16 protein-coding genes and 1 pseudogene are annotated in these 20,345 nt (G+C 73.9%); 7 read left to right on the forward strand and 10 right to left on the reverse strand.

Annotation, left to right across the window (positions count from 1 at the left end):
• Positions 1-114: 114 nt before the first annotated feature.
• The gene (locus tag ACQEU6_RS25430) at positions 115-1,479 is read left to right on the forward strand and encodes a hypothetical protein (protein WP_499335533.1); all 1,365 of its coding nucleotides are present in this window, start codon (positions 115-117) and stop codon (positions 1,477-1,479) included.
• A 59-nt stretch (positions 1,480-1,538) separates the two neighbouring features.
• On the opposite strand, the gene dacB is transcribed toward ACQEU6_RS25430, so the two are convergent.
• The 4 genes from dacB to ACQEU6_RS25450 all read right to left on the reverse strand — a co-directional run bounded on the left by dacB (position 1,539) and on the right by ACQEU6_RS25450 (position 6,776).
• Positions 1,539-3,821 carry a D-alanyl-D-alanine carboxypeptidase/D-alanyl-D-alanine endopeptidase gene (gene dacB, locus ACQEU6_RS25435; RefSeq protein ID WP_499335534.1) on the reverse strand — a complete coding sequence of 761 codons (2,283 nt, stop codon included), beginning with the start codon at positions 3,819-3,821 and terminating at the stop codon, positions 1,539-1,541.
• A complete protein-coding gene (locus tag ACQEU6_RS25440) occupies positions 3,818-4,429 on the reverse strand; it encodes a hypothetical protein (protein WP_499335535.1) in 612 nt (203 codons plus the stop codon). The genes dacB and ACQEU6_RS25440 overlap by 4 nt, the downstream gene beginning before the upstream one ends.
• Before the next feature lie 673 nt (positions 4,430-5,102).
• Positions 5,103-6,146, reverse strand: a complete 1,044-nt coding sequence (locus ACQEU6_RS25445) for a maleylacetate reductase (RefSeq protein ID WP_499335536.1) — start codon at positions 6,144-6,146, stop codon at positions 5,103-5,105.
• Positions 6,147-6,308: 162 nt separating this feature from the next.
• Positions 6,309-6,776, reverse strand: coding sequence for a MarR family winged helix-turn-helix transcriptional regulator (locus ACQEU6_RS25450; RefSeq protein ID WP_499335537.1), 468 nt, complete (start codon positions 6,774-6,776; stop codon positions 6,309-6,311).
• 99 nt (positions 6,777-6,875) lie between these two features.
• Here ACQEU6_RS25450 and ACQEU6_RS25455 point away from each other — a divergent pair, with 99 nt between their 5' ends.
• Entirely contained in the window at positions 6,876-7,934 is a 1,059-nt protein-coding gene (locus tag ACQEU6_RS25455) for an amidohydrolase family protein (protein ID WP_499335538.1), read from the forward strand.
• Here ACQEU6_RS25455 and ACQEU6_RS25460 read toward each other — a convergent pair.
• From ACQEU6_RS25460 to ACQEU6_RS25475, 4 genes are all read right to left on the reverse strand, one after another.
• Positions 7,927-9,198, reverse strand: coding sequence for a cytochrome P450 (locus tag ACQEU6_RS25460; protein ID WP_499335539.1), 1,272 nt, complete (start codon positions 9,196-9,198; stop codon positions 7,927-7,929). The genes ACQEU6_RS25455 and ACQEU6_RS25460 overlap by 8 nt on opposite strands.
• Position 9,199: 1 nt before the next feature.
• Positions 9,200-9,400 carry a ferredoxin gene (locus tag ACQEU6_RS25465; RefSeq protein WP_499335540.1) on the reverse strand — a complete coding sequence of 67 codons (201 nt, stop codon included), beginning with the start codon at positions 9,398-9,400 and terminating at the stop codon, positions 9,200-9,202.
• Positions 9,401-9,681: 281 nt separating this feature from the next.
• On the reverse strand, positions 9,682-10,086 hold the full coding sequence (locus ACQEU6_RS25470) for a hypothetical protein (protein ID WP_499335541.1): 405 nt from the start codon (positions 10,084-10,086) through the stop codon (positions 9,682-9,684).
• 93 nt (positions 10,087-10,179) lie between these two features.
• Positions 10,180-10,596, reverse strand: a complete 417-nt coding sequence (locus ACQEU6_RS25475) for a PGPGW domain-containing protein (RefSeq protein ID WP_499335542.1) — start codon at positions 10,594-10,596, stop codon at positions 10,180-10,182.
• A 259-nt stretch (positions 10,597-10,855) separates the two neighbouring features.
• On the opposite strand from ACQEU6_RS25475, the gene ACQEU6_RS25480 reads away from it, so the two are divergent.
• From ACQEU6_RS25480 to ACQEU6_RS25500, 5 genes and pseudogenes are all read left to right on the forward strand, one after another.
• Positions 10,856-11,980 carry an acyltransferase family protein gene (locus ACQEU6_RS25480; protein ID WP_499335543.1) on the forward strand — a complete coding sequence of 375 codons (1,125 nt, stop codon included), beginning with the start codon at positions 10,856-10,858 and terminating at the stop codon, positions 11,978-11,980.
• Between the two features lie 282 nt (positions 11,981-12,262).
• Positions 12,263-13,681, forward strand: a complete 1,419-nt coding sequence (locus ACQEU6_RS25485; RefSeq protein ID WP_499335544.1) for an SDR family NAD(P)-dependent oxidoreductase — start codon at positions 12,263-12,265, stop codon at positions 13,679-13,681.
• Between the two features lie 107 nt (positions 13,682-13,788).
• The gene (locus ACQEU6_RS25490; RefSeq protein ID WP_499335545.1) at positions 13,789-15,597 is read left to right on the forward strand and encodes a CDP-glycerol glycerophosphotransferase family protein; all 1,809 of its coding nucleotides are present in this window, start codon (positions 13,789-13,791) and stop codon (positions 15,595-15,597) included.
• A gap of 40 nt (positions 15,598-15,637) precedes the next feature.
• Positions 15,638-16,594 (forward strand): annotated as a pseudogene (locus ACQEU6_RS25495) (glycosyltransferase family 2 protein); the annotation flags it as partial.
• Between the two features lie 1,054 nt (positions 16,595-17,648).
• Entirely contained in the window at positions 17,649-18,263 is a 615-nt protein-coding gene (locus ACQEU6_RS25500) for an acyltransferase (protein ID WP_499340346.1), read from the forward strand.
• A 27-nt stretch (positions 18,264-18,290) separates the two neighbouring features.
• Here ACQEU6_RS25500 and ACQEU6_RS25505 read toward each other — a convergent pair whose 3' ends face one another.
• Both ACQEU6_RS25505 and ACQEU6_RS25510 read right to left on the reverse strand, forming a co-directional pair.
• Positions 18,291-18,893 (reverse strand): hypothetical protein, encoded by a 603-nt coding sequence (locus ACQEU6_RS25505; protein WP_499335546.1) that lies wholly within the window; start codon positions 18,891-18,893, stop codon positions 18,291-18,293.
• A complete protein-coding gene (locus ACQEU6_RS25510; protein ID WP_499335547.1) occupies positions 18,890-20,335 on the reverse strand; it encodes a glycosyltransferase in 1,446 nt (481 codons plus the stop codon). Before ACQEU6_RS25510 ends, ACQEU6_RS25505 begins: the two co-directional genes overlap by 4 nt.
• Between the last annotated feature and the right edge of the window lie 10 nt (positions 20,336-20,345).

Below are 20,345 nucleotides of genomic sequence, written 5' to 3' on the forward strand. Positions count from 1 at the left end.
TCACGCTCCGTGTTCGTATAATTCCGATGCGTTGCGATGTTCGGGGGCGGAGCGCGGTCGCGCGCTCCGCGGGGAGGGGTGTGCGTCTTGGTGACGAGTTGGAGAGTGGCGGGCGTGGCCGTGGGGACGGCCGCCGCCGCGGTCGTGTCCGCGGGATGGTCCGTCGGGGCCTCCGGAACCGGAACCGCGGGGGGCGGCCGGTGGAGGCTCGTCGCGCAGGAGGGGTTCGACCATCCGCTGCGCGTCGACGGGACGCCCTGGCGGCTGGACCCGCAGGGACCGCGCAGCCCGTGGGCGGTCGACGCGTTCGACGACGACGGGGCCGCCTGGAAGAAGATCAGCGGACCGCTGTTCGAGCGGCAGATGAAGACCCTCAACGTGTTCCGCAAGCGCGTCGCCTTCGGGCGGCAGGGGTGGCTGACGGCGGAGGTCGCCGCCGTCGACAAGGACCGCGACGGGCGCCCCGACTCCCGGCCGGGGCTGTCGGCCGTGGCGCTGCCGGGCGGGCACCGCGTCGCGCGGATCTCCGAGCCGAGCTGGGACGCGGGCGTCCTGATCCGGCCGACCCGCCCGCTGCCCCGGTACTACCGGGTGGAGATGACGCTGCGCGGCATCCAGTTCGGCGGCAAGAGGGGCGGCACGTTCGACTACGGCGGCAGGCACAACGGGTACACCAGGGAGGCGTGCAAGACCCGGTACCCGTGGACGTTCCAGGGCGCGGTGCCCGGAAGGTCCCGGTGCCAGTACCCCGACGTGACGCGGGAGAACGGGTTCTACTACCTGACGATCCTCGACCACGCGAACCCGGCGCCGCACGGCAACCCCGGCATCCACTTCCGGCGCAAGGTCATCATGGACGGCTACTACAGCGACGACGCCCGCTGGAAGAACGCCGCGACCTGCAACCCGAGGACCCGCCAGATGTACCGGACGTTCGACGGCACCTTCAACGGCGTCAACGCGCTGTTCCCGCGCGGCGACCTGTTCCGCGAGACGGCCAACAACAACATCAGCAACGAGTACTACGCCAAGACCGCATGCGGGGAGGCGTCCATGGACCGGCGGTACGGGCCGGGCGGCCGGTTCGAGGGGCACCTGACCAGCGCCGAGCTGCGGCCGGAGCTGATGCCGAAGGCCGCCTACCGGTTCGCGATCGAGCGCGACCGCACCGGGTACACGCTGGAGATGAGCGGCCCGTTCCTGCACACCGGGCAGACCACGCTGCGCGCCCACCACGACTTCGTGGAGAACGGGCGCCCGATCTGGCACTACAACCAGACGCCCGGCGAGTACGACGGCCGGTTCGACCGCAGGCTCGTCCACAAGGGCCCGGCCGGGACGTACACGACCGAGCACAGCTGGCCGAAGGGCTCGGCCTACCCCGACTCCTTCATCATCGGCGACCCGCACCTGAACTACTACGAGGGCGAGGCGTACGTCGACGACGTCCGCCTCTACGTCCCGAAGAACCAGGGGTGACCCGCACCGGCGGGGCGCGTCCGGTCGCGCGCCCCGCCGGGGATCAGCAGCGGCCGATCTCAGCAGCGGCCGATCCAGGAGCACTCCAGTTGCGGGGCGTTCCCGGAGACGCGGAACGTCCGGACGGCGGCGGGGTCTCCCCCCGCCAGCCGGATCGCGACCCTGTCCTCGATGTCCTTGGGCGCCGCGCCCTGGTAGCCGTTCAGCACGACCGAGAAGACGAGCCGGCGCCCGGACGGGTCGGTGACGTAGCCCGACAGCGCGGAGGCGCCGGTCAGCGTCCCGGTCTTGGCGTGCACGTTGCCCGCCGCCGGGGTGTTCCGCATCCGCGACCGCAGGGTGCCGCCGTCGAGGCGGTCCGGGTCGCCGGCGACCGGCAGCGCCCGGTACCAGGTGCCGAACCAGGGCGCGCCCTGCGCCTTCTTCAGGATGGTGCTGATGTCCTGCGCGGTCGTGCGGTTCACGCGCGAGAGCCCGGACCCGTCGGCCATCTCCAGCCGTGCGGTGGGCACGCCCTGGCCGCGGGCGTACCTCTCGACCACGGGCAGGCCCGCCGCCCAGCTGCCCTTGCCCGCCCTCTCCCGGCCGATCGCCTTGACCAGGGTCTCGGCGACCATGTTGTTGCTGAGTTTGAGGAACGGCACCATCAGCCGCGACAGCGGCATCGAGGAGCGGGCGGCGAGCGCGATCGCGCGCTTCGGGGTCCTGCCGCGCTCGGTGGCGCCCTTCACCTGGACGCCGTGCGCCCGCAGCGCGCTCCGGAAGACGTCCGCCGCGTACAGGCTGGGGTTCTCGACCGTGCGCAGGGTCGTGTAGGCCGCGCCGCCCGCCGGGTGGGAGCCGCTGACCACGATCGTGTCGCTGCCGTCGGCCCGGTTCAGCTCCAGCGTGGACGGCGTCCCGGGACGTCCCGTGACCGCCCGGTTGTCGATCTTGACGGCGCGGGTGGCCGGGGCGAGCCCGACCGCGACCGGCGCGCCCTCGGCGCCGCCGGGCCTCACCGAGACCTCGACCGACCCGGCGTCGAAGTCGTCGTTCGGCGCGACGGTCAGCGCGGACGTCTGCGCGGCGTAGTAGTACTGGAGGTCCGTGGGGTCCCAGTGCGAGGGTGTGCGGACGGCGTCGAACCAGGTGTCGTCAGCGACGAGGGCTCCCTCGACGCGCCGGATGCCCCGCGCCGCGACCCGCGCGGCGAGCCGGTCGTAGTCGGCGGCCCGCGTCGTCGGGTCTCCGGTGCCCCTGAGGTAGAGGTCGCCCTTGACGGACGCTCCGGACACCGCTCGCGCGTACACGCCGGTGCGGAACCGGTACCCGGGGCCCAGCAGCGACAGCGCAGCGCCCGACGTGTAGAGCTTCATGTTCGAGGCGGGCGTCACCGCCGCCGTCGCGCCGCGCGAGTAGCGGACGGCGCCCGTCCGGGCGTCGCGCACCACGGCCCCCACGGTGGCGCCCTTGAGACGGCTGTCGGCGAGGATGGCGTCGAGGTCCTTGCCCAGATCTCCCTTGGGGGCCGCCGTGGCCGCGGGGTGCATGGCGGGAGCGGCGAGCAGGGACGTCCCGGCGACCAGGACGGACGTGATTCGCACCAGTGGTCCACGCATGTGGTGTGAGCGTAGGGGAACGACCCGGTCACAGCAGCGGAACGACACGGCCGGCATCAGTGTCCCGCGTAGACCAGAGAGAGCTCCCTGGAGAAGTACTCGGGCAGGCCGTCCCACGGGTTCGCCCCCGTCCGGTCGGTGATGTACACGACGCCTGCGTTGCAGCGCCTGGCTCGTGCCAGCGCGCGCGGGAGAACCGACCGCGGCGGCGCGTAGACCAGATGGCAGAACCGCTCGGCGGGCAGCCGTGTCGCCCACGCGGCCGCGCGCGTGCCGGTACGCCGACCACGGCCCCTCGAAGGTGACGAGAAGGTCGGCGAGTCGCGCGTACGCCTCGTCGGGGTAGGCGCCGTGGTTGAGGACGACGTGCTCCGCGCCCCGCGCCCGGACGCCCGCGACGATGCGCCGGTACCGCAGCACGTGCTCGGGCGCCGCGGACACCTGGTCGAGGAACACCGCCCGGACGCCGTACCAGAGCCGGTACCACCGCACCTCCTCCTCGATCTCGGCGGGCGGGCGGCGCCCGTACGCGGTGTCCACGTACCCGGCGAGCCGCACCCCCGCGGCGGACGTGCGGTGCGCGACGTCCGCGAACCCGCCGTCCCGGGCCGCGCCCGCGCCGCTGTCGACGTTGAGCACGACGGCGCCGAGCCGGGGGTCGGCGAGATCGCTCCAGTCGACGGCGCCGGGATGGAAGTACGCCGGCACGGCCACCGAAGAGGCGAGCTCCACCCCTGTCATCGCTGGGCCGCCCACAGGTCGCGGAGCGACGTCGTCAGGTCGGTGACGGGGGCCCAGCCGAGCGCCCGGCCGGCGGCGCGGATGTCGGCGCGCTGCCAGGCCACGCCCGCCGACCGTTCCGGCCCCGCCGACCGTTCCGAGCCGGCGGCGGCCTCCAGCACCCGGCTCCGCGCGCCGGTGACGCGCACCAGCTGCGCCGCGAGGTCGCGCAGCGGCGTGGCCCGCCCGCTGCCGACGTTCAGCACGGCGGGCAGCCCGCCCAGCCACAGGGCCGCTTCCTTGACGTCGCCTCCGACCGAGACCCACTCGGCCTCCGCGTCGTCCGGGACGGCCTCGTGCGGAATGCCGGGCGCGACCTTCACGCAGGCCGCGGGCAGTCGAGCTGGCGGATCCCGAACCGCTTCTCGTAGTCGGCGAGCACCGCCGCCCTCGGCCTTCAACCGGTCCGCGACGGCCGACACCGAGGCGCCGCCGTCGGTGACGACGAGCACCCGCAGGTCGACGCGGGGGCCCGCGGCGGAGGCGGGGGGCTGGAGGCCGAGGGACAGGGCGGCCGCTGCCAGCGCTCCGGCGAGGACGCTGAGAGCGGGACGGCGCAGGACGCTCACCGGGCCTCCCGGAGCACGCGACGACGGCGACTGAATTTCAACACCGTTCACATCCCGAATAGAAATGCAATTGAGTTCTTTCGAACCGGACGACCAGAGCATGCGGGACCGCGGGCGGGCGAGTAAAGGCGGGGGTCGGGCCCATCTTGTGCCGGGACCGGTCCTAGGACTCCGCGGGGCCTGCGGAAATCGGTTTGCCGCGGCCCGTGATCGGCCTTAGGGGATGCCCGCCCCGCCGCCGGCGGACTCCGGGCGCGATTCGCGCCAGCGGGCGATGGCGTGCTCGCGGCCGGCCGCGCCCAGCACGTCCGGGAGGTCGGCCGGTTCGAAGTGGCCGTGGTCAGGCAGCCGTGCGCGCCGGCGGCGAGGACCTGCACGAGGGCGTACGGGTCCTGCGTCGCGGTGACCACGACGATCCGGACGGCGGCCGGGGCCCGGTCGGCGGGCGCGCCCCCGGCGACGACCACGCGCGGCACCGCGTCCAGCAGCGACGCGAATCCGATCCGGGAGACCGGATTGTCACTGGCAATCAGCACCCGAACCGATTTCGATTCGGGATCCGGACCGGGAGTCGACATGCGCCAAGAATAGAGGATGCCATTGACCGGCTCCTTGACCGCAGGAGGACAGCGGCCCTATTCGAATATTGCGAGAATTATTCGCCACCGGCGCCTCACCACATCGCGTCGAGCAGTTCCGCGACGGCTCCCGCGTCCGGCGTCCGGGGGTTGGGATAGGGGTCGGCGGCCACCCGCGCGGCGATCTCGGGGAGCCGCTCGCGGGGGACGCCGAGCGCGGACAGGCGGGTCGGGCCCCGGTGCGCCCGGGCCAGCGCGGCGACGACCGCGACCGGGTCCGGCCCGGCCACCCGGGCCAGCCGGGCCGAGGCGGCGGGCGCCGACGGCAGGTTGAACGCCATGACGTGCGCCAGCAGCATCGTGTGCAGTTCGGCGTGCGGGAGGCCGAACGCGCCGCCGAGGACGTGCGCGAGCTGGTGGTGCAGGCCCATCCGGGTCTGCGCGAGGCAGCTCCCGGCCAGCCACGCGGCCGACTGGAGGCGCGCGCGGCCTTCCAGTCCGCTCAGGTCGTCGAGCACCTCGGGCAGTGCGCCCAGGATGCCGGCGGCGGCCTCGGTCGCCAGCGCGTCCGTGGCCATCGTGGCGTCCGGCGCCCACAGCGCCTCGACGGCATGGGCGAGCGCGTTCATCGCGCTGGTCCGGGTCAGCCCGGACGGCATGCCCAGGGTGAGGACGGGGTCGTAGACGACCGTGCCGGGCGCCAGCGCCGGGGAGCGGCGCGTGGTCTTCACGCCGTCCTCGGTCTCGCCCAGCACGGGCGTCATCTCCGAGCCCGCGTACGTGGTCGGCACCGCGACCTGCGGTATCCCCGTCCGCGACGACACCGCCTTGGCCAGGCCGATCGCGGAGCCGCCGCCGACAGCGACGACGCAGTCCGCGCCCGCGGACTCCTCCATGGCGCGCTCCGTCACGGCGACCGGGGTGTGCGGCGCCGGACGGTCGAAGCGCGCCGCGAGCCGGGATCCGAGCGCCCCGGCGATCCGGCCGGCGGGCCCGGCGGCCGACGGCGCCGCGACCAGCAGCGTCCTGCGCGCCCCGATCCGCGCGACCTCGTCCGCGACGCGACCGCTCGCGCCCGGCCCGATCAGGACGCGCACCGGCGGCGTCTCGTGGACGACGACCTCGTCCGCGCTGCTCATGACGACCGGCCCGACAAAAAGATCATGTTCACTCTCCTGTACGGCGCTACGGCTTCTCTACCGCGTGACCTCTCTCCTACTCAGCGCCACGCCCCCCGCGTTCGACACGCGTCCCTCCCCCGGCGCCTGCGATGCGCCGGGCCGGCTGGGCGCCGGTCGCGCTCAGCCGGCGCCCTCGGCGATCCGGCGGAGCAGCTCCACGAGCCGGTCGCGCTCGCCGCCGCCGAGATGGCCGAAGAGCCGCTCGCCCACGGCGGCGCCGGCGCGCCGCCCGCTCTCCAGCGTCCGGGCCCCGTCCGGGGTCAGGCTGATGGAGTGGGCCCGGCGATCCCGCGGGGCGCGCTCGCGCCGGACGAGACCGCCGGCCTCCAGCTCGTCGACGATGCGCACCATCGTGGACTTGTCGATGCCGGTGAGGTCGATGAGGCGCCGCTGGCTGGACGGCCCGTACATCTCCAGGGCGAGCAGCATGCTGAACCCGCGCACGTCGATGCCGAGGCGGCGCAGTTCGTCGTTCATGCTCGCCCGGCTCCGGTTGTGCGCGGAGGCCAGGAGGATGCCGAGCCCCACGTGCCGGACGGCGGGGTCGCCGTCCTCGGACAGGAGGCGTTCGAGCAGGTCGTCGAGCATGGTCCCAGTTTAGGGGCTTCTGATATAGTCTCAGATGAGACTTTCTCGGATGAGAGAGTCATGCGTGGGCGGCGCATCGAACGAGTGAGGGAGACGCGCATGCCCGAGACGACCCGCCGCCGCGCCCTGCAGGTGACCGGCCTGGCGCTGGCCGCGACCGCCGTTCCGGCGAACGAGGCGGCCGCCGCCCCCGCCGCCCCCCGGCGGCCGCGCGGCAGGATCGACACCCACCACCACGCCGTCCCGCCGCGGATGCGGGAGTGGGCGGTCGAGCAGGGCCTCCTCCCGCCGACCGGCGGGCCGTCCTGGGCCCGGTGGACGCTGCCGAGCACCCTGCGGACGATGAACGCCAACGGCATCGCCGCCGGGGTGGCCTCCGCGCCGGTGCCCGCCGAGGTGTTCTCGGACCGGAAGATCGCCGCCTCGGGCGTGCAGGTGTGCAACGAGTCGCTCGCCGAGCTGGTGCGCGAGCACCCGACGAGGTTCGGCTTCTTCGCCAACGCGGCGATGCTCCACCCGGACCTGGCCGTGCGCCAGATCGCCCACGCGCTCGACGACCTGGGCGCGGACGGAGTGCTCCTCAACACCTCGGCCGCCGGGCACTACCTCGGGGAACCGATGTTCGACCCCCTGTGGGCCGAGCTCGACAGGCGCAGCGCGGTCGTGTTCACCCACCCGGTCGCCCCCAAGGGCCTGGCCGAGGCGCCGGGCGTCGGGGACTGGCTCGCCGACTACCTGCTCGACACCACCCGCACCGCGCTCAACCTGATCGCCGCCGGGACCCTCGACCGCTACCCGCGGGTGTCGGTCATCCTGTCCCACGGCGGCGGGTTCCTGCCGTACATGGCGGGACGGGCCGAGCGCTCGGCCCGGGAGGACGGCGGCCCGCTCCCGGCGCGGATGCGTCCGGCGCTCCGCCGCTTCCACTACGACACGGCCCTGCCGGCCTCCCCCTACGCCACGCCGTCCCTGATCGCCGCCGTCGGCGCCGACCGCGTCCTGTTCGGCACCGACTGGCCCGCCAACTCCGCCCGCGAGGTCGCCCTGAACACCCGGGACCTCGACCGCGACCCGGTACTGGACGACCGCGCCCACCGCGCCGTCGACCGGGCGAACGCCCTCCGCCTGCTCCCCCGGCTGGCCGAACGCCTCAGGTGACGCGGACGGGGAGGGTGCGGGGGCCGCGGACCTGCCCGGCGGCCCAGGTGACCGCCTCCGGGTCGGCCAGGGTGAAGGACGGGACGCGTTCCAGCCAGACCTCGAGGGCCGCGCGCAGCTCCATGCGGGCCAGGTGCGAGCCGACGCAGCGGTGGATGCCGAGGCCGAAGGCGGCGTGCCGGTTCACCTCGCGGTCGATGGCGATCTCGTCCGCCCGGTCGAACTGCGCCGGGTCGCGGTTGGCGGCGGGGAACGACAGCAGGATCCAGTCGTCGGCCTTCATCTCGACGCCGCCCCAGGTCATGTCCTCCCGCACCAGCCTCGCCATCGTGACGGGCGCGAAGGCGCGCAGGAACTCCTCCACCGCGGTCGGCACGAGCGCCGGTTCGGCGACGAGGCGCTCGCGGTCCGCGGGCGTCCTCGCCAGGTGCCACAGCGACGCGCCGATCGCGCTCCAGGTGGTGTCGATGCCCGCGATGAGCAGCAGCGCCATCGTCCCCGAGACGTGCGACGGTTCGAGCTTGCGCCCGTACAGCTCGGCCTCGATGAGATAGGTGGTGAGGTCGTCGCGCGGGTGGGCGACGTGGTCGCGGATCTGCTCCAGCAGGTAGTCGAACAGCTTGTCCATGCGCGCGATGCGCTCGTCCGGAGGGAGGTTGACCCCTTCGAGGGTGTTCTCGACGAACTCGCGGAACCGGGGCCCGTCCTCGGGCGGGAAGCCGAGCATGTCGGCGATGACCCGGATCGGGATGTGCTGCGCGTACTCGTGGGCGGCGTCCACGACGTCGCGGCCCTCGAAGGAGTCGATGAGCTCGTGGCAGTACGCCCTGGTCGCGGGCTCCAGCCGCGCCACCGCGGACTTCTTGAACGCGGGGAGCAGCAGCCTGCGCGCGTCGTGGTGGAACGGCGGGTCGGAGGAGATCGGCGGCGTGACGCCGATCGGCGCCGACTCGCGCGGCGGCCGGAAGTTGCTCATGACGACCGAGCGGGAGGTGAAGCGCTCGGTGTCGTGGGCGATCGCCGCGACGTCCTCGTACCGGGTCGGCAGCCAGCCGCCGCCGAACCGCTCCGTCCGCGCGACCGGGCAGCGCCGCCGCAGCTCGTCCTGGATCGGGTACGGGTCGGCGGCCCATTCCGGTTCCAGGTGGGAGAAGTCGGTCGCCCAGTCGGCGACCGGGCCCGTGACGGCCTCGTTGCGCGTGCCGAGCGGGCGGCCCTCCCGCTCCTCCCTGAAACTCCTCCCGAAGCGGTCGTCCGCGCTCATCTCACGCCTCCCCGAGGACGTCGATCGCCCGCTCGGGGCAGTTCGCGCCCGCCAGGCGGGCCTCGTGCTCACCGTCCTCGGGGACGGCGCCGTCGCCGAGGACGGTGCCGTATCCCTCGTCGTCCTCACCGAACAGGCCGGGGGCCAGGTCGTAGCAGCGGCCGTGTCCCTGGCAGCGTTCCGGGTCTATCTGCACCTTCACTGTGTTCCTCCCGGGTCGGGTCGAGCCGGGCGGCGGGAGCGACACGACGCACCCCGCACGGGCACGAGAACCTCAGCCGTGACGTGAGGATCGCCCGGCGCGTGACGGGGGTTCCCGAGGGTCGCCCCCCGGGGTCGCGACGAGGTGGGCGCGAGCGACGCCCGCAAAATGCCCCATACCAGCATTAAAGGAGCGTTCATTTGACGGGTCAAGGGCCCCGCCACGGCACGGCGGACCGGGCGGGGCCCGTGACGCGCGACGCCCGGAGGCGCCCGGACGCGTCACCGCACGGCGGCCGAGAAGGACTCCGCGCGCTCCTTCCGGTCCGCGGTGAGGAATCCGGCGAGCGCGGCGAGCGCGGCGACGGCCTCCCCGGCGAAACTGATCGTCTTGTCGGCGTACCACTGCGGGTCGTACATCCGCGGGATCGGGCCGAGCTGCCCGAAGTCGACGAAGTAGTACAGCAGGACGGCCCCGGCCGCGCTCGCCGCGACGGCGAACGCGATCGCGTACGTCCACCTGCGCGCCCAGCAGAGCACGAGCAGGGCCGCGACGGCCGCCGCGACGGCCTGGCCTCGGAACAGGTCGTCTCCCGGGATGACGTCGCTCGGGGTGTGGGGCCCAGGGGCCATGTCGGGCGCGAAGCGCCAGTGCACGAAGGCGTCGGCCGCCAGTCCGGCGGCCACGAGTACGCGAAGAACGATGCCCATACCCGTTGCACGGCGGTGCGCGGCGGGCGGATCAACCGCGCGGAGGATTTCCGTGGCCGGGCCCGGCCGTCATCCGGGGATGCTCTCGGCGCGGCGGCCCCTGACCCGGCGCCAGCTCCAGAAGAGGAGCCCGAAGAGGATGAAGCCGGACAGGATGAGCCCCGAGCCCGTGCTCCATCCGCTGAGCGGCAGCTCCTTCGCGAGCCCCCAGACGACGCCCGCGCCGATCAGCGCGAGCCCGGTGAGGACGGAGCCCGTGAGGCGCCACCACGACGTCACGCTCTCCTCGGCCGCCTGGATCGCCCGCTCCCGGACGGGCTCGACGTAGCGGTTCACGGCCGGGAACTCCCGGGAGAGGATGAGCAGGCCCGCCAGCACGAGCAGCAGCCCGGGCCCGGGGAGCACGAGCAGCGCGACACCGGCCAGCAGCACCGTGCCGCCGACGATGATCACCAGGCCCTGCCGGGTGGACCTCCCGTAACCCATGCCTCTCCCCGTCCTCCCGCACCGCCCGGACCCGTGCTCGGCCCCTGCCCCGCCCGCGGCCTCCGGTAACGGCCGCCGCCTCGGGTAACGGCCGGTCTACCCGCCTTGAAGGATCTTGCGCGCGGGGCGTCCGCCGAAATCCGCCGCCCCGCCCGCGGCGCCCGCCCGTGACGCCCCGGCAGCGTGCTGTGACACCGGGGGTTCTGGACCGTTTCGTTAGGTATGCTCCACGAGCCCCTCCCAGGATCAGAGATCTTTCATGACACAGACACCCGAGGCGTCCGTCGTGGCCGAGGCGGTTCCGGACTCCACCCGGACGGCGGTTCCGGCCTCCGCCCCGGCGGCGCCCCCCGGCGAGCGGCCGCAGGACGGGCCGAAGGCGCCGGGCGGCGCGGCTCCCCGAGGACGCGACCCGCACCTGGACAACGCCAAGTTCCTGGCGATCCTGCTCGTCGCGGGCGGGCACGGACTGTCGGGACTGCGCGACGTTCCGCTGGCCGCGGCGCTCTGGAACTTCATCTACCTGTTCCACATGCCGCTGTTCGTCATGGTCAGCGGCTACCTGTCCAAGCGGTTCACCCTCACCGACGACAGGTCCGTGCGGCTGGTCGGCTCGACCCTCGCGCCCTACCTGGTCTTCCAGTGCGCCTACAGCCTGTTCGCGTGGGGGGTCGACGGGCGGCCGTTCCAGTTCGACGTGCTGGACCCCTACTACCTGACCTGGTTCCTGCTGGCGCTGTTCGTCTGGCGGCTCCTCACCCCCGTGTGGCGGCGGCTCAGGTTCCCGCTGGCGACGGCGGTGCTCGTCGCCCTCCTGACCTACATGTCCGACATCAGCAGCACGCTCGACCTGTACCGGATCCTCGGGCTGGCGCCGTTCTACGTCCTCGGGCTGACCCTGTCGCCGGAGGTGATCCAGATCGTCCGGCGGCCGTGGGCGCGGATCACGGGCGCCGTGCTGCTGGCCGCCGCGTTCGCGGGCGCGTACCTCACCCAGGACCGCATGAACGCGCGCTGGCTGAACTGGGACACCGCCAACGCCGACCTCGGCGTGGACGAGCTCGCCGGCACCCTGATGCGCGCCGGCCTGCTGCTCGCCGGGACGGTGCTGATCCTCGCGTTCCTCGCGGTCACCCCGTCCCGCCGCACCTGGTACAGCGACCTCGGCGCCGCCACCATCTACGGCTACCTGCTGCACGGGTTCCTGACGCGGCTCTTCACCTTCGAGGGCTGGCACAAGCTCGCCTGGTTCGACACGATCCCCGGCGTCCTGTCGGTCGTACTCGCCTGCTTCGTCCTCGTCACGGTGCTGAGCACGTCCCCCGTGCGCCGCGTGACCCGCTGGGCCGTCGAGCCCGACATGCGGCCGCTCTTCGGCCGCTGAACCGGGCGGGCGGGCGCGGGCGCCCGGGACCTCGACGATCATGGGCCGGGGCGCCGCCAGGCCCTGTCACACAGGGGTTACAGGACGATGGAACATCGGTGAATTCACCTCAAAGTTCTACGAACCGGGTACAGTTAGGCGGCAGTTCCCCCCTGCGCGGATCACCAGCCCTGCGAAAGCCGTGCCGCCCGCACCCCCAGATCCCCACGGGTGACTGCATCACGTTCGGTTTCCGGCCGCCGATCCGGCTGCCATAAAAGAAGAAGGACGGTCGCATTGGTCATGGCGCCGCAGGGTGAGCATCGCGTCGTCGCCGTCATCCTCGCGGGTGGCAGCGGACAGCGCATGGGCCTCAGCACTCCCAAGCAGCTCCTCAAGATCGCCGGGAAGACGATCCTCGAACACACGCTGGGCGTGTTCGAGGAGGCCCCCGACGTCGACGAGATCATCGTCCTGATGAACCCCGGCTTCCTCCAGGACGCCGCGGACTGCGTACGCAGGGCCGGCTGCACCAAGGTCAAGGCCGTGCTCCCCGGCGGGACGTCGCGGAACGCGACCACGCAGCTCGCGCTCGACGCCCTCGCCGACCACCCGGCGGACACGACCAGCGTCCTGTTCCACGACGCGGTGCGCCCGCTGCTGTCGCAGCGCATCATCCGCGACTGCGTGGCCGCGCTGCGCGAGCACCGGGCCGTGGACGTCGCCATCCCGTCCGCCGACACGATCATCCAGGTCGACGAGGACGTCATCGTGGACGTCCCGCGCCGGGCGAACCTGCGCCGCGGGCAGACCCCGCAGGGCTTCCGGCTCGCCACCATCCGCGACGCCTACGCGAAGGCGTGGCAGGACGAGAACTTCGAGGCGACCGACGACTGCACGGTGGTGCTGCGCTACCTGCCCGGCACCCCGATCTACGTCGTCCCCGGCGACGAGCACAACATGAAGGTCACCGAGCCGGTCGACATGTTCGTCGCGGACAAGCTGTTCCAGCTCGCCTCCTCCGACGCCCCCGACCTGACCGAGGCCGAGTACGCCGAGGCCCTCGGCGGCAAGACGATGGTCGTGTTCGGCGCCAGCCAGGGCATCGGCGCCGCCATCGCCGAGCTGGCCCAGCGGTTCGGCGCCCGCGTCTTCGGCTACAGCCGCGGCGCCACCCGCACCCACGTCGAGCGGCCCGACGACGTCGCCGGCGCGCTCGCGCAGGCCTACTCGGCGACCGGCCGCGTCGACTTCGTCGTCAACACGGCGGGCATCCTGCGGATCGGCCGCCTCGACGCCATCGACCCCGAGGCGATCGAGGAGGCGCTGCGCGTGAACTACCTCGCGCCGATCCACATCGCGCGGGCGTCGTTCCCCTACCTCGCCAAGACCGGCGGGCAGCTGCTGCTCTACACGTCCAGCTCCTACACCCGCGGCCGCGCCGACTACAGCCTGTACTCCTCCGCCAAGGCGGCCACGGTGAACCTCACCCAGGCGCTGGCGGACGAGTGGTCCGGTGACAAGGTGCGGATCAACTGCATCAACCCCGAGCGGACCAGCACCCCGATGCGGACCGCGGCGTTCGGCCAGGAGCCCCCGCACACCCTGCTGAGCGCCGACCAGGTCGCCCGCACCTCCGTGAACGTCCTGCTCTCCAGCCTCACCGGCCAGGTCATCGACGTGCGCCGTGAAGACCCCCTCAGCGGCGGCCGCTCCGGCTGACCGCCCCACCCCCGCACGCGTCCGCTCGGCCCGGCGGACGCAGGTTTCCCCTTCCCTTCTCCCCAGGTGCGCCCACCCCTCGGGCGCTGACAAGACGGAGGTGTGCCGTGCGGCGTCTCGTCACCCGGTACTCGACTCTCATGCGGTACTCAACGGTACTGTCGCTGCCCGTCACGCTCGGGCTGCTGATCGGGGCGGCCGCGGCCGGGTCGCCCTGGGCGTTCCTCGGCGCCGGCGCGCTCTGCTACGCGGCCGAGTTCGTTCTCGTGCGGGCGCTGCCGGACGCGGCCAGGCCGCTGCGCTGGGGCCAGATGAGCCCCGGCGCGCGGGTGCTGGTCCGGCAGGCGGCACTGGTGCTCCTGCTCGTCCAGTCGGGCGACGCCGGCAGGCCGACCGTCCTCCTGGCGGCCCTCGGCCTCCTGCTGGCCGACTGGCTCCGGGCCGCGACCCTCGCCGGCGCGGTCGCCTCGCGCCGCGTCAACCGGCTGCCCTTCGTCAGCCGCAACCTCGGGCAGGGCGAGCCGTCGTCCCCCGCCCCCGTCGCCCCCGCGCAGGCCCGGCTGACCCTCCTGCTGGAGAGCCACGCCGACCTCCCGCCGCTGCTGTTCGGCACCGCCGGACTCCTCCTCGGCCTCCCGGTCCTGGTGGCCGCCGGGCTCCTCGGCACGGCGGCCGTCGCCGTCGTCGTCTCCCTCGGCCAGGCGCCGCGGCTGCGCCGGATGCGGGCCCTCCTGAGCGCCGAGCGGACCGGCCCCGAGGTGCAGCGCCTCGTGGACCTCTACCGGCCCGAGGTCGTCCTCTACTTCACCGGCCCGCCCACGACCGTCTACCAGGCCAACATGTGGCTGGAGACCCTGGAGCGCCTGGACCGCAAGGCGATGGTCCTCGTCCGCTCCCCCGAGGTCGTCGGCGCGCTCGCGCCCACCCGGCTCCCCGTCCTGTGCATCACGCGGGCCGAGGACATGATGAACTTCGACCTCGGCACCGTGAAGGTCGCGCTCTACCCGGGCAACACCGGCAAGAACCTCCACCTGCTCCGCGAGGAGCACATCAAGCACGTGTTCGTCGGGCACGGCGACAGCGACAAGGGCCCGAGCTCCAACCCCGTCAGCAAGGTCTTCGACGAGGTGTGGGTGGCCGGCCCGGCGGGCCGCGACCGCTACCACAACTCCGACGCCGGGGTCCGCGACGAGGCCATCGTCGAGGTGGGCCGCCCGCAGCTCGGCGAGATCACCACCGAGCCGTCCGGCGGGCCCGTCCCCACCGTCCTGTACGCGCCCACCTGGGAGGGCTGGGACAACGAGCACGGCTACAGCTCCCTGCTCGGCATGGGCGAGCGGATCGTCCGGACGCTGCTGGAGCAGGGCCCGCGGCTGCGCGTCATCTACCGGCCGCACCCCTACACCGGCCGCCGGCTGGCGGAGGCCGCGGCCGTGCACGAACGGCTCATCCGGATGATCGAGCAGGCGAACCGGAGCGGCGCGGGCGGCCACCAGGTCGTGACCGGCGCGGACGCCTCCCTCTACGAGTGCTTCAACCGCTCGGACATGCTGATCACCGACATCTCCAGCGTGATCTCCGACTACATCCCGAGCCTGAAGCCCTACGTCGTGGCCAACCCCGACGGGATGGACGAGGGCCTCTTCAAGACCGAGTTCCCGTCCGCGTCGGCGGCCTACCTGCTGAGCCCGGCCTGCGGCGAGCTCGCCGACATCCTCGCGGTCGCGGCGACGCCCGGCCAGGACCCGCTGGCCGCGGAGCGGCGCACGCTCCGCGACTACCTGCTGGGCCCCCGGCACCCGGACGCCATGACGCGGTTCGACGCCGCCGTCGAGGCGCTCGCGGAGACCGGACCCAGGTCGACGATGTACGGGATCTCAGGACGGACGGTCACGGCGGCCACGGAGCACGCCTAGAGTTGGTCCTCACCACCACCTCCCGCGAGCGTAGAGGGCCATGAGGCAACCCCTGGTCAGCGTCATCGTCCCGGTGTACCAGTGCCGGGACACGGTGGGCGGGGCACTGGAGTCGGTCTTCGCCCAGTCCCTGCCCGCCGAACGAATCGAGATCATCGCCGTCGACGACGGCTCGACCGACGGCGGCGGCGAACTGCTGGACGAGCTCGCCCGCGCCCACGAACGGCTGAGGGTCGTCCACCAGCCGAACTCCGGTGGCGCGGGCGCGCCGCGCAACCGCGGCCTGGAGCTGGCGTCCGGTGAGTTCGTGTTCTTCCTCGACGCCGACGACCGGCTGGCCCCGGAGGCGCTGGAGCGCATGACGGCGATGGCCGAGCGCAACGGGACCGACATCGTCCTCGGCAGGCAGGTCGGCACGGGCGGCCGCAAGGCGCCCAAGGTCTTCGACCGCTCCGTCGAGCGCACCCACGTGCTCGACCCGGACTGCGACCTGTTCGGGCGGATGTCGATGGCCGCGCTCCAGCTCTTCCGCCGGTCCCTCGTCGAGGACGCGGGGCTCCGCTTCACCGAAGGCCTGGTGGCCCACGAGGACCAGCTCTTCACCGCCGGGGCCTACCTGAAGGCCGCCGGCGTCTCCGTCCTGGCCGACCACGACTGCTACTACTGGGCCGCCCGCGAGGACGGCTCCAGCGCGACGCAGGGAGCGGGCGCCCCGCCCGCCGACCTGTACGCGGTCATCGCCCAGGCGATGCGGCAGGTCGCCGACCACACCGAGCCGGGCGAGACCCGGGAGCGGCTGAACCGGCGCTACCTGCGGCTGGAGGTCTTCGGCCGCCTCGACCGCCTGTACCTGGACTTCTCGCCCGACGACCAGAAGACCACCCTCGCGGGCTGCCGCGACCTGCTGGAGGAGTGGTACACCCCCGCGCAGCGGGAGCTGGCCCACCCCCTGCACCGGGTGATCGCCCACTGCGTCCTGCACGACCTCGACGACGAGCTGGTGGAGGTCCTGCGCTTCCGCCGGGCCGGGACGCGGCCCCGCCTCCATCTGGAGGACGGGCGCGCCTACCTGAAGTACCCGTTCTTCCGCGACGCCGCCGCCCGCATCCCCGACGCGTGCTTCGCGAGCCCCAAGCCGCTGGCGGTCCGGCCCGCCCTGACCCGGCTGGCCTGGGAGGACGGCGCCCTGCTGCTCGGCGGCACGGTGGTCGTCCGCGACGTGGACGAGGGGGCCCCGGCCGTCCGCCTGCTGCTGGAGGACGGCGACGGCGCCCGCCGCCCGGTGGCCTGCGAGATCGCCCAGGCCGCGCCCGGCGACGAGGGCGTCGAGGTGTCCTTCACCGCCGCTCTCGACCCGCGGACGGACCCTCTCCCGGACGGCCGCTGGACGGCCCGCGTCGAGGTCTCCCTCAGCGGGCACGTGCGGACGGCGCCGCTGGTCAGGCCGCGCGACCTGCCCCTCCCGCGGGCGGCGCTGGCCGGCTCCCGCCTCCTGCGCCCGGCGCAGGCGCGCGACGGCGGGCCCCTCGTGCTGGAGGCCGGCGGCGCCCTCACGTCCGCCGACTTCCGCGACGTCGAGGTCGGCTGGGGGCCGGGCCGGCGGGTCCGGGTGCGGGCCGAGGCGCCGCACGTCCTCGGCGACGGCCCCGCGATGAGCGTCCTGCTGCACCACGCCGACGGCGACACGACGATCCGCGCGGTGCTGGAGACCGCGCCGGACGACCCGTCCCGCCTGCGCGCCGACCTCTCCCTCGCGGGCGCGCGGCCCGGCCGCTGGCGGGCCCGCTTCTCGGTCGACGGCGTGGGCGAGCCCGTCCCGGTGCGCCTCCCGGCCGAGGGCGGCGGCGTCCTCGGGCCGGCGACCGCGTCGCTGGTGCCCCGCGCCGCGTGCACGTCAAGATGGACCGCAGGACGGCGACCGTGCACGTCACCGCGCCGCTGGGGTCGCGGGCGAGGCGCACCTGGCGCCGGCTGCTCCCCGGCGGCGGCGGCGCCGAGCCGCGGCCCTGAGCCCGCATCCACCCGCCGAACATCCGCATGGAAGGCATCGAATGAGTCACCGCATCCTGCCGAGCGCCCAGGTCGACCCCGGCGCGGAGCTCGGCGACGGCACCACCGTGTGGGACCTCGCCCAGATCCGCGAGGGCGCCAGGCTCGGTGCGGGCTGCATCGTGGGACGCGGCGCCTACGTCGGCGCGGGCGTGCGGATCGGCGACAACGTCAAGCTCCAGAACCACGCGCTCGTCTACGAGCCCGCCGTGCTGGAGGACGGCGTGTTCGTCGGTCCCGCCGTCGTGCTCACCAACGACCGGGAGCCCCGCTCGGTGGCCCCGGACGGCACGTTGAAGCGCGGCGACGACTGGGAGGCGGTCGGCGTCCACGTCGCCGAGGGCGCCTCGCTCGGCGCCCGCAGCGTCTGCGTCGCGCCGGTCCGGATCGGCCGCTGGGCGATGGTCGCCGCGGGCGCGGTGGTGACCCGCGACGTCCCCGACTTCGCGCTGGTCGCGGGCGTCCCCGCCCGCCGGATCGGCTGGGTCGGCAGGGCCGGCGCACGGCTCACCGAGCGTCCGGGCGGGGCGTGGGAGTGCCCCCGCACCGGGGAGGTCTACGTCGAGGCGCCCGCCGGCGACGGCTCGGAGAAGACGGTCCTGGCCGAGAAGGGCTGAGCGCGGCGGGGGCCCCGGGCGGGCCGGTCAGGGCTTGGCGTCGAGGCTGCGCACCTGCCGCGTCGTCACGACGAGGTCGGGGTGCAGGCGGGCCAGCCGGCGGCCGAGCGGCACCGACGTCCGGTCCATCACGATGACGCGGACGAGCCCGCCCGTGTCGATCTCGCGCAGGACGCGCCGCCGCGCGATGCGGGCCAGCAGGTGCGGCCGGACGTGCCGGTAGAACGGCACGAAGAGCCGCCGGTGGACGGTGCGGGAGGCGCGGCTCCGGGCGCGGTCCAGGCGCGCGCCGGGACCGCCGGCCCGCGCCACCGGCCGGACCGCGAGGCGCGGCACCCTGATCACGAGCGTGTGCTCCAGCCAGGGCAGCGGATGCCGGGCCTCCGCCCTGTCGAGCCGGTGCAGGCGCACCCGCCCGTCCAGGTTCGCCCACCCGTCCGGCTCGGCGGTCACCACGTCGACCCGCGCGCCCTCCTCCGCGAAGTATCCGGCCAGCCCGACGACCCTCTTGTGCTGGCGCTTGGGCGCCACGCTCGGGTCGGGGTCCATGGCCAGCCTGGGGTCCATGGCCAGGACCAGCACCCTCGGCTGCCGCGCGCCGTCCACGTCGCCGTCTCCCACCCTGCTCACCCGCCCGCGCCGCGCCCGCGGGCGGCCAGCTCGGAGAGCCGCCCGACGAGCGGCTCCAGCGTCACGTTCCGTTCGAAGCGGTCCGCGTAGGCGCGGGCCTCCGCCGTCTGCCGCTCGTCGAGGCCGGCGGCCGCCTTGGCCGCCGCCACCATCGAGGCGGCGATGTCGGCCGGCGCGATCCCGCCCGGGTTGAACCACAGCGGGTACCCGCGCAGCAGCTCCTCGGCCGCCGACCCGGGCGTGTGGACCGACACGATGGGACGCCCCGCCGCCATGTACTCGAAGATCTTTCCGGAGGTGACGTAGCGTCCGCCGCCGTTGAGGAACACCAGCACGTCGGAGTCCTGGTAGACGCCGGCGAGCGCCGTCTTGGACACCGGGCCCCGGTGGAGGATCCCGGGGGCGAGCACCTCGCCGCCCTCCCCGCCGCCCGGCTCCGCCTGCTCGGCCGTCGCCTCCCCGCCCCCGGCCTCCCGTTCTCCGGCGGCCGCGGCCGCCGCCTCGGCCGCGACGGCGAAACGCCTGCGGAGCTTGTTGTCGGTGCCCTGGAAGAACCCGAAGTAGCCGTAGAAGTTCAGGGTGGCGGCCCGCATGTCCGAGTGCGCGCGGGCGCGGAAGAACCCCTCGATCAGCTCCTCGATGGGCTGCTGGTCGGTGACCGTGCCGACGAAGGAGAAGCGGGGCGCGTGCGCGCCCGCCGTCGCGCGGGCGGCCGGGGGCGGCGCGGCGCTCCGCGGGAGCGTGTCGGCGTCCCACCCGTTCAGGACGGTCATCATGCGGTCCGCCACGCGCGGGTGGCGCTCGGCGTGCCAGGCGCGCTGGGCGTCGTTGACGTACAGCGAGCTCGCCGCCGACCGCAGCACCCGGCGCTCCCAGCGCCACGCGGGGTGCCCGTCCTCGAACATCGGCTCCTCGCTGAACTGGTCGAGGGTCCAGGCGTCGCGGTAGTCGATGACGTAGGGGGTGCGGGTCAGCTTGTGGAACAGCCACGCCGCGGCGAACGAGGCATAGGGGTTGCCCGTCGCGAGGACCACGTCGAACCGGCGCCGCGTGTGCATCCGCAGCGCCCGCCGGACGGAGGCGCGCCCCCAGGACGCGTAGTGCTCCGGGAAGACGTGCTTCTGCCCCCACGTGTACAGCGACTGGGCCAGCTGGGGGAACGCCCCCCGGAACCGGCTGTACTCGCGCAGGTCCGTCTGCCAGACGAACCGGTTCAGGTCCGGGCGCACCAGCGTGATCCGCGGGTCGACGGTCTCCGTCAGCCGGTCGTCGACCGAGCCGATCGTGTCGTACAGGAACGGGAGCGGCGCCGCGAAGACCGTGACGTCCCAGCCCAGCCCGGTCAGCCGGTTGGCGGTCGCCCGGGGCCGGTACACGCCGCTCGCGCGGGACGGCGGGAAGTAGAAGGCGAGGTAGAGAAGGCGTGGAGGGCGTTCGGTCATCGAGTCATCC

The sequence above is a fragment of the Spirillospora sp. CA-108201 genome (assembly GCF_050936235.1).
In the GTDB taxonomy this organism is placed as follows: domain Bacteria; phylum Actinomycetota; class Actinomycetes; order Streptosporangiales; family Streptosporangiaceae; genus Spirillospora.

Bases quoted from the DNA above. Each gene is read 5' to 3' on its own strand.
- dacB (WP_499335534.1), bottom strand. From the start codon at position 3,821: ATGACAGGGGTGGAGCTCGCCTCTTCGGTGGCCGTGCCGGCGTACTTC.
- ACQEU6_RS25445 (WP_499335536.1), bottom strand. From the start codon at position 6,146: ATGAGCAGCGCGGACGAGGTCGTCGTCCACGAGACGCCGCCGGTGCGC.
- ACQEU6_RS25450 (WP_499335537.1), bottom strand. From the start codon at position 6,776: ATGCTCGACGACCTGCTCGAACGCCTCCTGTCCGAGGACGGCGACCCC.
- ACQEU6_RS25455 (WP_499335538.1), top strand. From the start codon at position 6,876: ATGCCCGAGACGACCCGCCGCCGCGCCCTGCAGGTGACCGGCCTGGCG.
- ACQEU6_RS25460 (WP_499335539.1), bottom strand. From the start codon at position 9,198: ATGAGCGCGGACGACCGCTTCGGGAGGAGTTTCAGGGAGGAGCGGGAG.
- ACQEU6_RS25475 (WP_499335542.1), bottom strand. From the start codon at position 10,596: ATGGGTTACGGGAGGTCCACCCGGCAGGGCCTGGTGATCATCGTCGGC.
- ACQEU6_RS25480 (WP_499335543.1), top strand. From the start codon at position 10,856: ATGACACAGACACCCGAGGCGTCCGTCGTGGCCGAGGCGGTTCCGGAC.
- ACQEU6_RS25485 (WP_499335544.1), top strand. From the start codon at position 12,263: ATGGCGCCGCAGGGTGAGCATCGCGTCGTCGCCGTCATCCTCGCGGGT.
- ACQEU6_RS25500 (WP_499340346.1), top strand. From the start codon at position 17,649: ATGAGTCACCGCATCCTGCCGAGCGCCCAGGTCGACCCCGGCGCGGAG.
- ACQEU6_RS25510 (WP_499335547.1), bottom strand. From the start codon at position 20,335: ATGACCGAACGCCCTCCACGCCTTCTCTACCTCGCCTTCTACTTCCCG.